15 protein-coding genes are annotated in these 13,699 nt (G+C 31.2%); 13 read left to right on the forward strand and 2 right to left on the reverse strand.

Annotated features, from left to right (window positions below; all coding sequences use genetic code 11):
* The first annotated feature begins 42 nt into the window (after nucleotides 1–42).
* The 5 genes from B5D16_RS08510 to B5D16_RS08530 all read left to right on the forward strand — a co-directional run bounded on the left by B5D16_RS08510 (nucleotide 43) and on the right by B5D16_RS08530 (nucleotide 3,868).
* Complete coding sequence (locus tag B5D16_RS08510; RefSeq protein WP_159444349.1) at nucleotides 43–306, forward strand: hypothetical protein; 264 nt, start codon at nucleotides 43–45, stop codon at nucleotides 304–306.
* A 160-nt stretch (nucleotides 307–466) separates the two neighbouring features.
* Nucleotides 467–973 carry an RNA polymerase sigma factor gene (locus tag B5D16_RS08515; RefSeq protein ID WP_078766566.1) on the forward strand — a complete coding sequence of 169 codons (507 nt, stop codon included), beginning with the start codon at nucleotides 467–469 and terminating at the stop codon, nucleotides 971–973.
* A gap of 1 nt (nucleotide 974) precedes the next feature.
* On the forward strand, nucleotides 975–2,417 hold the full coding sequence (locus B5D16_RS08520; RefSeq protein WP_078766567.1) for a hypothetical protein: 1,443 nt from the start codon (nucleotides 975–977) through the stop codon (nucleotides 2,415–2,417).
* Between the two features lie 157 nt (nucleotides 2,418–2,574).
* The gene (locus tag B5D16_RS08525; protein WP_078766568.1) at nucleotides 2,575–3,120 is read left to right on the forward strand and encodes a helix-turn-helix domain-containing protein; all 546 of its coding nucleotides are present in this window, start codon (nucleotides 2,575–2,577) and stop codon (nucleotides 3,118–3,120) included.
* Between the two features lie 4 nt (nucleotides 3,121–3,124).
* Complete coding sequence (locus B5D16_RS08530) at nucleotides 3,125–3,868, forward strand: HipA domain-containing protein (RefSeq protein ID WP_078766569.1); 744 nt, start codon at nucleotides 3,125–3,127, stop codon at nucleotides 3,866–3,868.
* Here B5D16_RS08530 and B5D16_RS12675 read toward each other — a convergent pair.
* Nucleotides 3,755–4,675, reverse strand: coding sequence for a transposase (locus B5D16_RS12675; RefSeq protein WP_242943021.1), 921 nt, complete (start codon nucleotides 4,673–4,675; stop codon nucleotides 3,755–3,757). The two genes, B5D16_RS08530 and B5D16_RS12675, sit on opposite strands and share 114 nt — an antisense overlap.
* A 420-nt stretch (nucleotides 4,676–5,095) precedes the next feature.
* On the opposite strand from B5D16_RS12675, the gene B5D16_RS08540 reads away from it, so the two are divergent.
* Both B5D16_RS08540 and B5D16_RS08545 read left to right on the forward strand, forming a co-directional pair.
* The gene (locus B5D16_RS08540) at nucleotides 5,096–5,620 is read left to right on the forward strand and encodes an RNA polymerase sigma factor (protein ID WP_078766570.1); all 525 of its coding nucleotides are present in this window, start codon (nucleotides 5,096–5,098) and stop codon (nucleotides 5,618–5,620) included.
* Nucleotides 5,610–7,076, forward strand: coding sequence for a CpaB family protein (locus tag B5D16_RS08545; protein ID WP_078766571.1), 1,467 nt, complete (start codon nucleotides 5,610–5,612; stop codon nucleotides 7,074–7,076). Before B5D16_RS08540 ends, B5D16_RS08545 begins: the two co-directional genes overlap by 11 nt.
* Nucleotides 7,077–7,514: 438 nt before the next feature.
* Here B5D16_RS08545 and B5D16_RS08555 read toward each other — a convergent pair whose 3' ends face one another.
* On the reverse strand, nucleotides 7,515–8,063 hold the full coding sequence (locus B5D16_RS08555; RefSeq protein WP_078766572.1) for an NADH peroxidase: 549 nt from the start codon (nucleotides 8,061–8,063) through the stop codon (nucleotides 7,515–7,517).
* Nucleotides 8,064–8,388: 325 nt separating this feature from the next.
* Between B5D16_RS08555 and B5D16_RS08560 the strand changes: the two genes are divergently transcribed.
* The 6 genes from B5D16_RS08560 to B5D16_RS08585 all read left to right on the forward strand — a co-directional run bounded on the left by B5D16_RS08560 (nucleotide 8,389) and on the right by B5D16_RS08585 (nucleotide 13,660).
* The gene (locus tag B5D16_RS08560; RefSeq protein WP_078766573.1) at nucleotides 8,389–8,934 is read left to right on the forward strand and encodes an ECF transporter S component; all 546 of its coding nucleotides are present in this window, start codon (nucleotides 8,389–8,391) and stop codon (nucleotides 8,932–8,934) included.
* A 106-nt stretch (nucleotides 8,935–9,040) separates the two neighbouring features.
* Nucleotides 9,041–9,628: a TIGR01440 family protein gene (locus tag B5D16_RS08565; protein ID WP_078766574.1), complete on the forward strand. Its 588-nt coding sequence runs from the start codon at nucleotides 9,041–9,043 to the stop codon at nucleotides 9,626–9,628.
* Between the two features lie 18 nt (nucleotides 9,629–9,646).
* Nucleotides 9,647–10,693: a D-2-hydroxyacid dehydrogenase gene (locus B5D16_RS08570; protein WP_341465207.1), complete on the forward strand. Its 1,047-nt coding sequence runs from the start codon at nucleotides 9,647–9,649 to the stop codon at nucleotides 10,691–10,693.
* 89 nt (nucleotides 10,694–10,782) lie between these two features.
* Complete coding sequence (locus B5D16_RS08575) at nucleotides 10,783–11,925, forward strand: glycoside hydrolase family 5 protein (RefSeq protein ID WP_242943022.1); 1,143 nt, start codon at nucleotides 10,783–10,785, stop codon at nucleotides 11,923–11,925.
* Between the two features lie 300 nt (nucleotides 11,926–12,225).
* Nucleotides 12,226–12,744, forward strand: a complete 519-nt coding sequence (locus B5D16_RS08580) for a transcriptional repressor (protein ID WP_078766576.1) — start codon at nucleotides 12,226–12,228, stop codon at nucleotides 12,742–12,744.
* Nucleotides 12,745–12,748: 4 nt separating this feature from the next.
* On the forward strand, nucleotides 12,749–13,660 hold the full coding sequence (locus tag B5D16_RS08585; RefSeq protein ID WP_078766577.1) for a LysR family transcriptional regulator: 912 nt from the start codon (nucleotides 12,749–12,751) through the stop codon (nucleotides 13,658–13,660).
* The last annotated feature ends 39 nt before the right edge of the window (nucleotides 13,661–13,699 follow it).

Raw genomic sequence — 13,699 nt, forward strand, 5'->3', positions numbered from 1 at the left:
AGATGAAAAAATTATGGATTGTGTTATAATGAAATTACAAACATGAAAAATAAAGAGGATAGTGAAAAGGAGGTGTTAATAATGTTGACGTTGTTATTTATGATATTTTTATCTGTAGTATGTTTGAAGGCAGTATTTTTTGGATTTAAGGTATTGTTTATGACTAGTGGAACATTATTTTTATTATTATTTTTTATTCCAGCATTTGTGATTGCAATGATAGTATTCTGGGGAATATTCTTATTTGTAATTCCATTATTGATAGCGGGATTTATAATATGCAGTGTAATAAAAGCAATAGCTTAGATTTATAAGAACCTGTTTGGCTTAAGCCAAGCAGGTTTTTTATGGTAAAACATGGTAAAATATAAAAAATATTTTTGCAACCAAATTAGATTTTGAATCGTGTATATAGTGAAAAGGTAAAAGCGCTGATACTTTTTAGACATATGTTAGGAGATACTTAATGGATAGTATTAAACGAATTGATTTAGAACAGACAATTGAAAAATATAGTGATTTACTATACAGGACATGCTTCTTGATTCTTAGAAATTCGCATGATGCTGAAGATGTTATGCAAGAGACTTTTATAAAATACATGCGGGCAGATGTTGAATTTAGAGATGAAGAACATAAGAAGGCTTGGTTACTTAAGGTATCTCAGAATAAATGCAAGGATATGTTGAGATTTCATAAGGTTCATGCTTATATACCATATGAGGAGATACAAGAACACATAGTATCTCATGATTTTCTTGATGTTGAAGATATAGAAGAAGTATTAGATATCGCAAAATTAAGTTATAAGTATAAATCGGTAATTTTAATACATTATATTGAAGGGTATTCTGTTAAAGAGACGGCAGATATTCTTGGAATAACAGAATCCGCAGCAAAGTCCAGACTTAAAAGAGCAAGAGAGAAGCTAAAAGGGACCTTTGAAATGATTTATAAAGAGGAGATTAACTAATATGAGTTATAGAAAGAATGGAAATAATAAAGCGTATGAAAATCTTAAAGCTAATCCTGATGTGAAAAAACATATGTTAGAAGCATGCATTATGGCAGATAAGGAAGACTCATTAGTTAGAAATGCTGATGGTCTAAGTATCAGGAGGATTGAAAAAATGAGAAAGAAAGAACATGGTGAGATTTTTAAGAAGGTTGCGGTTGCGTCACTTTCGTTAGCAGCTACAGGAGCGATTGTTGCTGGTGTCGTGACATACAATAATACTAATAAAAATTCAAAAGATAATTCAATTGTTGCAAAGGAAACAACAACTGTTGAAACAGAAAAGTCTACAGAAAAAGAAACGGAAAATACAACACAGAATACAATTAAAAAAGAAGAGAATAAAAGTGGAAAAAAGTTTGAGTATGTATGTATGGAAACATGTGATTTAAAGGGGGAAGTGACAGATGATTGTGAATTGCGAAAATGCAACTATGAGATTGGAAAAGCTGGTAAACATGTTATATTTTTATCAAGAAATGAAACCTGGGATGGATATACAATAAGTATAAAAAAGGGCGATGAATTTAAAAAGGTTGATTATGCAGAAGTATCAGATATGAATATTCCTTTGAATTTTTGTACATATGGCAATCATGATTTATACTTTTTTGATGTTAATGGACTAAAAAAAATCGATATGAAGAATATGAAGTCAAAATATCTATTTAAGTTTAAAGATATTAAAACACCAATTGATAAAGATACAATACATAATGAAATAGAAATAGAAAATATTAATGATAAATATATATACATAAGTGGATTCATAAGCGAAGATGACAAATCCATAAATGATGAATGGGAATATGAAGATAAAACAGTTAATTTTATGTATGCATATGATGAGAAGGAAGATAAACTTATCTATATGAGTAGTAAGGATTTTCAAACATTTTTAGGTGATGATATGGTGATTACTGCAGATAGTTCAAATCATAAATACACAAAAGATACTAGTATGTATCAAGAGAAAACTATATATATCGAAAAATTAGAAGATAGTAAAATGAAAGTTGTTAAGAAATTAGGAGAACGTGCATATTGGTGGTTTGATGAAGGGACAGGTAAGGAAGGCAAATATGATGAAATGTGTTTTTCGGCTAAAAATGATAATAAATTTTACTATGTAAATTTTGAAAAATCATTGAAATCGGGAGTTACTGATTATTCAGAAATGACAATTATGACTTATGATTTTTCAACAAATGAAACTGAAAAAGTTGATTCAATTACTATTCCTAATTTGAATCACGTGGATATATCTCTTTGGATTGAAAATATAACTGATGAAGGAGTTAAGTTTAGATATAATAATATTGATTATAAAGCTGAGACAGCTAGTTATGATTTTAATACAAAAAAACTTACTCATAAATTAGATGTTGTAGAAAATAATTAAATATTTGAAATTATACATTAAAAGCTCGTGGATAATATGTTATAACATGAGCTTTTTTTGTGATTTGAAATAATCATAAAGAAAACCGCAAAAAATGTGGTAAAATCATATTGACTTGTCACAAAAAATGTGGTTTAATCGACTTAGAGGTGATATTATGAGTAAAAAATATGTTGTAAAAGAATACCTGACAAGCGAAGATATAAAAAAGGTAAGAGAGACTCTTGCTATGACACAGAAGGAATTTGCTGAATTTGTTAATTGTTCAAAAAGAACAGTTGAAAATTGGGAAAGTAACGGAGAGAACATCAAGGGACCTATTGTTCCTTTGGTTGAAATACTTATGAGACAACCAGGTTTTGTTAAAAAACTTGAAATACCTAATAAAAAACTTAAGCTTCGTCTTTGGTATATGTATGAGAATATGACATGTACAATTATAGATGTTGATGAAGTAAGTAGAGAAGTAAAAATAAGAAATTATGTGGATAATACGTTATATAGAGCATTTGGTGTAAATACAGAGCCATCATTTGAGGAGTATGAAGATTTTTTAGAATCAAGATGCTTCCCGCGTTCAAGAGACAAGATGAAAATTGAATTAAAAAAACTAGGAATTCCATTTTATGATCCTATAATGATAATAGAAAAAACTGAGGGAAGAATGGCAGATGATAAGTTTTGGATTAAAATAGAGAGGTGATAGTTTGATTAAACTTTTTGAAGAAGAAATTAAAGACCAAGGGAGAAGGTCTTCTAAAGGTAATCAGTTAAAGTTTGAAAGGAATGGAAATTGGTTTAAAACAGATTACTTAGGGTATGAGGGTCTTGTGGAATATACGGTTTCAAAACTTCTTGCTTTTTCAAATCTTGAAAAGATTGAGTATGTTGATTATGAACTTGAGCAGATAGAATATAATGGTAATATTTTTAATGGATGTAAAAGCAAGGATTTTACAGAAGGTTGGAGTCTAATAACATTAGAAAGACTTTTTAAGAGTACCTATGGGACAGGACTTAACGAAATAATTTATTCAATACCAGATTATAGTGACAGACTTCGAATTTTCGTTGAACAGGTTGAAAGAGCAACGGGTTTAAAAGATTTTGGAAAGTATATGAGTAAAATGTTAACAATTGATGCATTATTTTTAAATGAGGATAGGCATACGCATAATATAGCAGTGATGACAAATAATAAGGGTGAGTTTAAACTTGCGCCTATATTTGATAATGGTGCTGGGCTTATGTCTGATACAATGATGGAATATCCTCTATCTAAAGATGTGTTATTAATTGTTGATAAAGTTAAAGCTAAAACTTTTTGTGATGATTTTTCAGAACAGGTAGATATTGCAGATATTTATAATGATGATGTTAAAGTTCGTGTGATTGAACTTATTATGCAGATGAGAAGAAAATATGAATATTTGTTTAGTAAGACAAAATAAAGGGGATGTAAAAAAAGTCTCTAAATAACACACCTGTATTGGCCATTGCCAATGCAGGTGTATTTCTTTATAGTTATTCAGTTTCTCATACTGCCGTTGATAGATAGTTTTTCTGTGGCCTTTTCCATAGACAAAAGAGTCAAAATCAAGTGATGTTAATTCAGTATATTTTTTTAAAATCTCCTCCAGATATTCAATTGCGTATTCATCTCTATGTTCAATCTTAATTCCAAATGTACATAATACTTCAGAATTTATTTCATTAATTAATGCAGAAACATGTCCAAAAACCTTATCTCGATTTGTTATACAGGATTTCTTCCAAACCCAAGTATACTTATTTGCATTTGCTTCAATTTTTGTTCCATCTATGTATGTATGATTAAGATCAACTTTTTCCTTGTTGAATATATAAGCATTTATGGCATTAAATATTTCCTCAATTGATGAGGTTAGTTCATTTCGGATAAAGTTGCCGAATGTGGCAAAGGTAGGTGCTTTCATTTCGTCCAACAGATACATAAATCTTATGTCAGTATTACAAAGTTTTTCGATTTCTCTTAATGAACAGTAGCCGTTCTCCATGAAAGCAAACAGAATTACTTTTAGCAACTTTTCTGCATCACATCTTGGTCGACCTGTTTTGTAGCCTTTCTCTTCTACAAAGTATGGTGTTAGGTCAATGTGATCCATTACATCACAGAAAGTATAAACTGGATCAGAAATATTAATTATTTTTTCGATAACCAATGGTAATTTTAGCTGACGTGCTGTATAATTATCATTGATATTTTTATTTTTTAGCATAATTAATTATATCAAAAAACGGCTATGAGCGCGAGCTCATAGCCGTTTTTCTGTTAGGTTAGTTTTTTTACAGCCCCTTTTTTTAATGTAAAATAAAAAAGTTGTGACTTTTTTTAGACTTATGTGTATAGTTGCTTCAAAGGAAAAATATGATAATGGATATTTTGAAGAATTTTTGAGAATTTCTAATTTGGATTTCAAGTATAAAAATCACCTAATGAAAAAGCAGTTATGAACTTGTGTTTATGGCTACGTTTATATTAGTGAGTATGTATAGGCTATTAAATGATGATATAATAAAACTATAATAAAAAATGTCACCATTTTAGTTTCTGGTACGTGTACAGGGTGAAAAGGTAAATCATGATAGGTATTCATGATGGTGCGCGCAGACTTTTTGAAGGAGATTATTAACTGCTTATGAGTATATTTTTAAGAAGTGATGAAGATATTGAAAATACAATAAGAAGATATACCAATCTTTTATATAGAACAAGCTTTTTTATGCTTAAGAATAAAGCTGATGCTGATGATGTTGTTCAGGATACATTTTATAGATATATGACAACTAACATAAGCTTTAATGAAGAAGAACATAAAAAAGCTTGGCTCTTAAAAGTTGCTCAGAATAGGTGTAGAGATTTTCTTCGCTCCCATAAGATACGTGCATATGTTCCATATGAGCAAGTAGAACAAAGCCTTGTATATAAAGAGGGTATCGAAAAGAAAGACATAGATGAATTAATAAAAATAGCTAATCTAAATTATAAATACAAAAGTGTAATAATGCTTTATTATTATGAAGATTACTCCATAGATGAGATTGCAAATATATTGGAAATCTCAGCAAATGCTGTTAAAAAAAGATTACAAAGAGCAAGAGATAAGGTTAAAGTGGCCTATGAAAAAAAGTATGGAGAGGATGTGAAGATTTATGAAATATAAGGATATTGAAAAGAATAAAGCATATGAAAATCTTGGGATGAATGAAGAAGAAGTTAATGATCTCCTAGCTGATTGCATAGAAAAAAAGCAGGAACTTAAGGCTGGAATATCAGACCTTAGTGTTAGGAGGATTGAAAAGATGAAAAATAATAAACATGGTGACATATTAAAGAAAGCTTTAGTAGCATCATTTTCTATAATTGCTACAGGAGCTATTTTATTTAGTGTTTCATTATATAACAGAGGTGAAAAAACTAGTGATGCGGCTAAGGATACGATGGAAGCTAAATATATAAATGCCATAGTACCAAAGGAGGATATTAAGGCAGGAACGCCTATTTCTTTAGAAGACATTAAAAAGAAGTTTGTGGAAAAAAAAGTTGATTTAAAAACATTAGATAATCCAGATAATATAGTAACATCAAAAGAAGAATTAATAGATAAGGTGAATTCTGGTCGTTTATATGCAGGAGAAACGATTGATAAATATAGTTTGAAAGTAGCATATTATTATCAATCTATAAAACTTAATAATGATGAAATTGCATATACGATTAAAGTTAATGAAAAAGAGGCTATTGATGGTTATATTTCAGTAGGCGATAAGGTAGATTTTTTATTCATCCCAAGGGATATTGATGATATAAGAGATTATATTAATGGGACAGGAAAGTATAAAAATACTGAGAAAAATGAAGGTAAAAAAAATAGTAAGTTAAGAAAAAGGAATGAAGATGGAAAGTTGTTATATGGTCCAAACCAAGATATGATATTGGATGATATACTTAGTGTATTTGATGCGGAGGTAATTCCTGACATAGAAATTTTAGCAATTAGTAATTATTTTGACACTACAGGAGAATATTATAATGTTACTCTTAGATTAAAAAAAGATGATGAAAAAGCAATAGAAAAATTAGATGCAATGTTTGGACTAGAAGATTGTGCATTACTTCTTCATAACAGTGAAAATGTTACTGATAAAAAATTCTTATCATCTAAACTTAAAGATGGTGAGGTCGCATTCACAATTAAAGCTTCTGAAAGACAAGGCATTGATGGATATGAAGAAGTTGGTGATACAATAGATTTTTTATGTATGCCTGGTGGTGGTGATGATTTAAGAGATTATATTAATGGGGTAGGAAAATATAAAGATTCTAGGAAAAATGATAGTAATATAGATAGGGAGTTAATAAAGAGAGAGAAAGATGTGGAAACATTATTTGGTCCAAACCAAGATATGACGTTAGAGGAAGTATATGAATATTTAGATGTGAAAAGATATGATAATATTGAAATATTAGCGGTATCAAATCATGCTACTGGAACTGAAATGTATAGTAATATTACATTGAAATTAACTGAGGAGCAAGCAAAAGAAATTTATAAATTAATTAGCTATTTTGGTGAAGATAGTTATACAATGGCGATGAATACGAAAAAAACAAAGTAATAAAAATATTATATGAAAGGGAAGTGTATAGCCGAACAGCAAGGGTGTCCATTGTGAGGTGGAATCTGAAGGAAGCTGCAAGCTAATAAAGCTAGATGTTCCTAGATGGGCGGCATATAAAATCGCCTATTGTGGAGACAGATATGCAAAATTCGCTCACAATGGATGGGTACAAAAGGCTATAAGTACAAAGAGACTAACCTCATTTGGATTAGTCTCAATGTTAGATCACTACACCGAAAGGTGTGTTACTTGTTAAGTTGATTGAACCGCCGTGTACGGAACCGTACGCACGGTGGTGTGAGAGGTCGGAATTTCTCACTTGTGAGAAATTCCTCCTACTCGATTATAAGGAAACTATTGCTAGAATAAAAATTTTTGTTAAAAAATAGTAAAAAATGAGGTGGATTTTTCCACCTCATTTTATATTACTATTGTTTAGCTAAAATATCTCTTTAAGAGACCTTCGAAAGCTTTGCCGTGTCTAGCTTCATCTCTTGCCATTTCATGAACTGTATCATGAATTGCATCGAGACCAGCTTCCTTAGCACGCTTAGCAAGATCTGTCTTACCGTCTGTTGCACCGAATTCAGCGTCAACTCTCATTTCAAGGTTCTTCTTTGTGCTGTCTGTAAGTACTTCGCCAAGTAATTCAGCAAATTTAGCAGCATGTTCAGCTTCTTCAAAAGCAGCTTTCTCATAATACATACCAACTTCAGGATAGCCCTCTCTGAAAGCTACTCTAGACATTGCAAGGTACATACCTACTTCTGAACATTCACCTTCGAAGTTAGCGCGAAGGTCTTTCTTTATATCTTCACTAACGTCTTTAGCGATACCTACTACATGCTCTGCAGCCCATGTTCTTTCGCCGTCTTCTTCCATCTTCTTGAAAACGCTTGCTGGCTGTTTACAAATTGGACATTCTTCTGGTGGATTGTCGCCTTCATGAACGTAACCACATACTGTACATACATATTTTGCCATAATAAATTCCTCCTTTACATTGCGATATTTTCGCCATCTAATGACATTTTAACATTGCGCAAAAATATAAGCAATGATTATTTATATTTTGTTTTTTAGGGAACGAAATTGATATTATATAAGCAAATTATAATAAAATGAATTTTAAATTGATGTACTTTACGATTGTAATTGTGTAGATATAAACATTATTTATCACAAATTATATAAATTATTTACTTTACAATTTATACTATTTGAGATAGAATATGCAAGAAATAAGCAAGAGTTAACACTAGTTTATTATAGATAAGGAAATGATTTATGTAATGAAAGGAGTTACTTTATGAGTGATAAAAAGGTTGTAAAAATGGTATTTGCTGCTGTATTTGCTGCTATTACATGTGTTGTTACAATGATGATTAGAGTTCCATCGCTTGGACCTAATGGCTACGTTAATATAGGTGATTCAATTGTTCTATTGTCAGCCTGGGTTATTGGCGGTCCTTATGGTGGCCTTGCAGCAGGAATTGGTTCTGGACTTGCTGATCTTTTAGCGGGCTATGGTGCATATGTTCCAGGAACAACAATTATTAAGTTTACAATGGCGATTGCTGCATGGGCTATATATAGATTAGGAACTGGTAAGAAGGAGAAATCAGATAGCAAGAAGATTGCTACATATGTAGTTTCAGCTGTTGTTGCAGAAACAATTATGGTGGCAGGTTACTTTGTATATGAGTTTATTATTTTAAGATATGGTGCAGGTGCTGGGGCAGCTGTTATAAGTAATATATTCCAAGGTGGAGCAAATGTTATTATATCAATTGTTATAGTATCTGCTCTTGAAAAGGTTCATGTAACAAGTATTGTTAAGAGATTATTAGTATAACTACATATATAGATAGTTAATGTATAAATTTGATAATAATATAAATTGTGATATAATGAAAGTGCGCTAAAAAGGCGCACTTTTTATATGAAAGGAAGATGATAAAATGTCAGATACATATGAAGTTGATGGAGTATCAAAGGAAACATTTGCAACAGAGGTACTTGAAAAGATTGAAAAAGAATCTTACGAAGCTGCTAAGGAGATAATCGGCGAAGCTTCTCTTAAGAAAGGTAATATTCTTGTTGTAGGATGTTCAAGTAGTGAGATTGGTGGTGGCGTAATTGGCCATGAATCAAGTGTTGATATAGCTAAATATGTATATAAAGGTATAAAGAAAGCAACTGATGAAGCAGGTGTTTTCATTGCAGCACAGTGTTGTGAACATTTAAATCGTGCAATTATAATTGAAAGAGAAGCTCTACCTTATGCTGAGGAAGTATGCGTAGTTCCAAAGCCAAAGGCGGGTGGATCATGGGCTACTACAGTTTACGAAAATGCTAAGGATCCTATAGCTGTTGAGGAAATAGCAGCACATGCCGGACTTGATATAGGATGTACTCTTATCGGAATGCATTTAAAGAAAGTTGCAGTTCCAGTGAGATTACAGAATAATCATATAGGTGAGGCTTTAGTTCTTGCAGCTAAGACTAGACCTAAATACATCGGTGGCGAGAGAGCAAAGTACGAATAATATTTGTTTGATTATAAGATGATAAATAATTATGTATTAAAGGAGTCTATGATGAAGGCAGTTTTGCTTGAAGCAGGTGCGATTAATAGTGGTGATTTATCTTGGGATAAATTAGAAGATATATGTGAACTTACAATTTTTGATAATACAACTGAAGATAATAAGTACGAACACATAGGTGATGCAGAAATCGTACTTGTTAATAAAGTTATAATGGATGAGGAATTATTTAGTCGTTGTCCTAATATAAAGTATGTAGGTGTTTGTGCTACTGGATATAATGTAATTGATTTAGATGCAGCAAGAAGACATGGAGTTGTTGTAACGAATGTTCCTGCTTATAGTACGGATAGTGTAGTTCAGCTTACGTGGGCTATGATTTTAGAAAATGCTTGCAAATTATCCATGCATAATGAAAGTGTTAAGAATGGTGACTGGGTTAGAAGTGAAACATTCTGTTATTGGAAAGAACCTATGATGGAACTTGCAGGTAAAACACTTGGTATTATTGGATTTGGTAATATCGGAAGCAAGGTTGCTAGATTAGCACTTGATTTTGGAATGAATGTTTTGGTTTCAACTGCACATCCTGAAAAATATGATAAAAAAGTAAAAAGAATTAATGCTAGTTATATAGATGATAATGATGAAGTGAAAGATAGTAGTAGATTGCAACTAACTACAATTGATGAAGTCTTATCTAAATCAGATATTATTTCACTTCACTGCCCTATGACAGATGAAACAGATAAGATTATCAGAAAAGAAAATATCAATAAGATGAAAGATGGAGTAATTCTTATTAATGTTTCAAGAGGTGGTCTTGTAAATGAAAAAGACTTAGCTGATGCACTTAATAGTGGTAAAGTTAAAGCTGCAGCAGTTGATGTGGTATCCGTTGAACCTATGAAAGCAGATAATCCACTTCTTACAGCCCAAAACATAACAATCACACCGCATATGGCTTGGGCAAGTCTTGAAGCAAGAGAACGATTAGTTGACGTCGTCGCTAGCAACCTAAAAAGCTTTTTAGATGGTGAAAAACAAAATGTAGTAAATAAATAGATCTCCATTAGTATAGTAATCATAAATATACATTCCGATAATATGTATTATGAATACTAATGGAGAGAGTAGAATTATAGGAGAATGTTATGAAGAAGTTTTTTAAAAGAGCAAGTGCTGTGGCACTTTGTGTAGGTATGATGAGTACGATGGTTTATGGTGAGGGTTTGTTTGATGAAACAACGAATAAATTTTCCAGGGTAAACGATAACGTGAATAAGGGAAGTGAGATTGGAAGGAAATCAACCTTATCATATAAGGTTTTAAAACACAATAAACCTGTGTTTGATAAGGCATTAAAGGGTAAAAAGAGGACACCATATGCTATTCATGGAAGACTTAAGGTTAAAGGTAGATATCTTGTAGATAAGAAGGGTAAAAAGTTTCAGATAAAAGGTATTTCAACACATGGTATTAACTGGGATGTTGGAAAGCCATATGTTAATAATGGAGCTTTTAAGTTCTTAAGAGATAAGATGGGGGCTAACTGCGTTAGAGTTGCAATGTATACTGAGGACTATAATGGCTACTGCATTACAGATGAGAACTCTAGAAAGGATCTTTTAAATACAATTAATAAGGCAGTTAAGTATACTAAGAGCCTTGGTATGTATTGTATAATTGACTGGCATATTTTAAATGATAAAACACCTAAGAAGTATCAGAAACAGGCTAAAGCGTTCTTTAAGAAGATGGCAAAAAAGTATAAGAAAAAAGGTAATGTTCTTTTTGAGATTTGTAACGAACCTAATGGTGGTACTAGTTGGAGTGAAGTTAGAACTTATGCAAATAGCATAATTAAGACAATTAGAAAGGTTAATAAGAAGGTTATTATAATTGTTGGTACTCCTAACTGGTCACAGGATGTTGATATTGCAGCAAATTCTCCGGTTAAGAAAAAGAAGAATGTAATGTATACAGTTCATTTTTATGCTGCAACACATGGACAGAGTTATAGAGATAAAGTTCAGGCAGCTATTAATAAGGGACTTCCAGTTTTCTGTACTGAATTTAGTTGTTGTGAAAGTTCAGGTGATGGTTATATTAACACATCAGAAGGTGATGCTTGGATTAGTTTCCTTAATAAGAATAAGATAAGCTATGTATGTTGGTCTCTTTCAAATAAAGCAGAATCAGCTTCATTACTAAATAGTGGTTGCCAGAAAAAGTCAGGCTTCTCTGATGGTGATTTATCTACAATGGGAAATTGGATAAAGAGTAAGTATAGATAGCTGATTTTTGGATAGTTAAAATGCTTATAATACGTGCATTTATGTTGAACTATAGAAATAAAGGTCATGGATAATTTTAAGATATCTGTGGCCTTTATTGTTTTATATTATTGAAAAGAATTATCGATAAAATATATTTTTATTTTATTATTTGCAATATTGTAATTATTGTAGTAAACTATAGGCGATTACTAACAATGAAACGAAATGTTAGAAAAAAACTATAGAAAATGATTTGAAATTAGGAGAATAAAAAAAAGAGATTGTATGGTGTTAGACCATAATCTGAAAGGAGCTTTTATGGCTGATGAAAAGAATGTATCTGACGAGCAGTTTGAAACTACGCAGATGCAAAAAGATATGATTCTAAACCTATTAAGGGAAAAAGGTTGTAGAATTACAAAACAGAGACTTGTGCTTATTGATATTATTCTTACTGGTAATTATTCATGCAGTAAGGAGATTTATTATGCTGCATCTAAAGTAGATAAAAATATTGGGGCTGCGACTGTTTATCGTATGATAAACACTCTTGAGGAAATTGGCGCAATTAACAGAAGAAACATGTATAAGGTTTCTTGCTGTGAAGATTGTAATGTAGGACCTGAGAATTGTTCATATAAGATTCCTATGGTTTCTAATAATGAAAAAAGACTTATGCCTAATACTTGTGAGATTACATTTCTTGATGGTAGAAAGATTAATCTTAATGCAGGTGAATGGTATAGAGTTGTTAGAAATGGCCTTAATACTATAGGTTATGAAGGCAAGGATATCATTACGAACATAAATATTATTCCTTATAACGGAGGTAAGTAGTAAGATGACACTATCTCAATTAAAATACGTAATTACAGTAGCAAATGCTCGTTCGATGAATGAAGCAGCTAAGCAACTTTTTATTTCACAGCCTTCTTTATCAGTTGCCATTAAGGAACTTGAAAAAGAAATAAAGATTGAAATATTTAGAAGAAATAATAAAGGTATCACTCTTACACCAGAAGGCGAAGAGTTTATAGGTTATGCTAGACAGGTTGTTGAACAGTATGACCTAATTGAAAATAAATATATTAGTAATGAAAATGAAAAGAAGAAATTCTCTGTATCAATGCAGCATTATACATTTGCTGTTAATGCTTTTATAGAGACTGTAAAGAATTTTGGTATGGACGAATTTGAATTTGCTGTATATGAAACAAGAACTAGTGATATCATTGAGGATGTTAAAAAGTTTAAGAGTGAAATTGGAATTCTTTATATTAATGACTTTAACAGAAAAATCATGAATAAGATTTTTAAAGAGAACTCTTTGGAATTTCACGAAGTTATGACATGTAGTATATATGCATATATGGCTAAGACAAATCCGCTTGCTAAGAAGGAAATGGTTACACTTGAAGAACTTGCAGAATATCCTTGTCTTTCATTCGATCAGGGTATTAATAATTCATTTTATTTTGCAGAGGAAGTTCTTAGTACATATGATCATAAAAAGATTATTAAGGTTAATGATAGAGCAACCATTCTTAATTTCATGATTGGTATGGATGGATATACATTATGCTCTGGTATCATATGTGAGGACCTTAATGGTTCTGATTACTGTGCTGTTAAGGTTGATACAGATGAAAAGATGACAGTTGGTTATATTACAAGAAAAGACTGTGTTATGTCAGAACTTGGTAAGATGTATATTGATGAAATTTCAAAGTATAAAGAACAGGTTATGGAATAGCTTGATAAAAAAATTACTACAGATACAGGAGGAATTTTT

Source organism: Eubacterium uniforme, assembly GCF_900167115.1.
Lineage (GTDB): Bacteria > Bacillota > Clostridia > Lachnospirales > Lachnospiraceae > Eubacterium_S > Eubacterium_S uniforme.

Coding starts and splice junctions, on each gene's coding strand:
- B5D16_RS08525 (WP_078766568.1), top strand. CDS start 2,575: ATGAGTAAAAAATATGTTGTAAAAGAATACCTGACAAGCGAAGATATA.
- B5D16_RS08545 (WP_078766571.1), top strand. CDS start 5,610: ATGAAATATAAGGATATTGAAAAGAATAAAGCATATGAAAATCTTGGG.
- B5D16_RS08575 (WP_242943022.1), top strand. CDS start 10,783: ATGAAGAAGTTTTTTAAAAGAGCAAGTGCTGTGGCACTTTGTGTAGGT.
- B5D16_RS08515 (WP_078766566.1), top strand. CDS start 467: ATGGATAGTATTAAACGAATTGATTTAGAACAGACAATTGAAAAATAT.
- B5D16_RS08565 (WP_078766574.1), top strand. CDS start 9,041: ATGTCAGATACATATGAAGTTGATGGAGTATCAAAGGAAACATTTGCA.
- B5D16_RS08585 (WP_078766577.1), top strand. CDS start 12,749: ATGACACTATCTCAATTAAAATACGTAATTACAGTAGCAAATGCTCGT.
- B5D16_RS12675 (WP_242943021.1), bottom strand. CDS start 4,675: ATGCTAAAAAATAAAAATATCAATGATAATTATACAGCACGTCAGCTA.
- B5D16_RS08510 (WP_159444349.1), top strand. CDS start 43: ATGAAAAATAAAGAGGATAGTGAAAAGGAGGTGTTAATAATGTTGACG.
- B5D16_RS08540 (WP_078766570.1), top strand. CDS start 5,096: ATGAGTATATTTTTAAGAAGTGATGAAGATATTGAAAATACAATAAGA.
- B5D16_RS08555 (WP_078766572.1), bottom strand. CDS start 8,063: ATGGCAAAATATGTATGTACAGTATGTGGTTACGTTCATGAAGGCGAC.
- B5D16_RS08570 (WP_341465207.1), top strand. CDS start 9,647: ATGATAAATAATTATGTATTAAAGGAGTCTATGATGAAGGCAGTTTTG.
- B5D16_RS08560 (WP_078766573.1), top strand. CDS start 8,389: ATGAGTGATAAAAAGGTTGTAAAAATGGTATTTGCTGCTGTATTTGCT.
- B5D16_RS08580 (WP_078766576.1), top strand. CDS start 12,226: ATGGCTGATGAAAAGAATGTATCTGACGAGCAGTTTGAAACTACGCAG.
- B5D16_RS08520 (WP_078766567.1), top strand. CDS start 975: ATGAGTTATAGAAAGAATGGAAATAATAAAGCGTATGAAAATCTTAAA.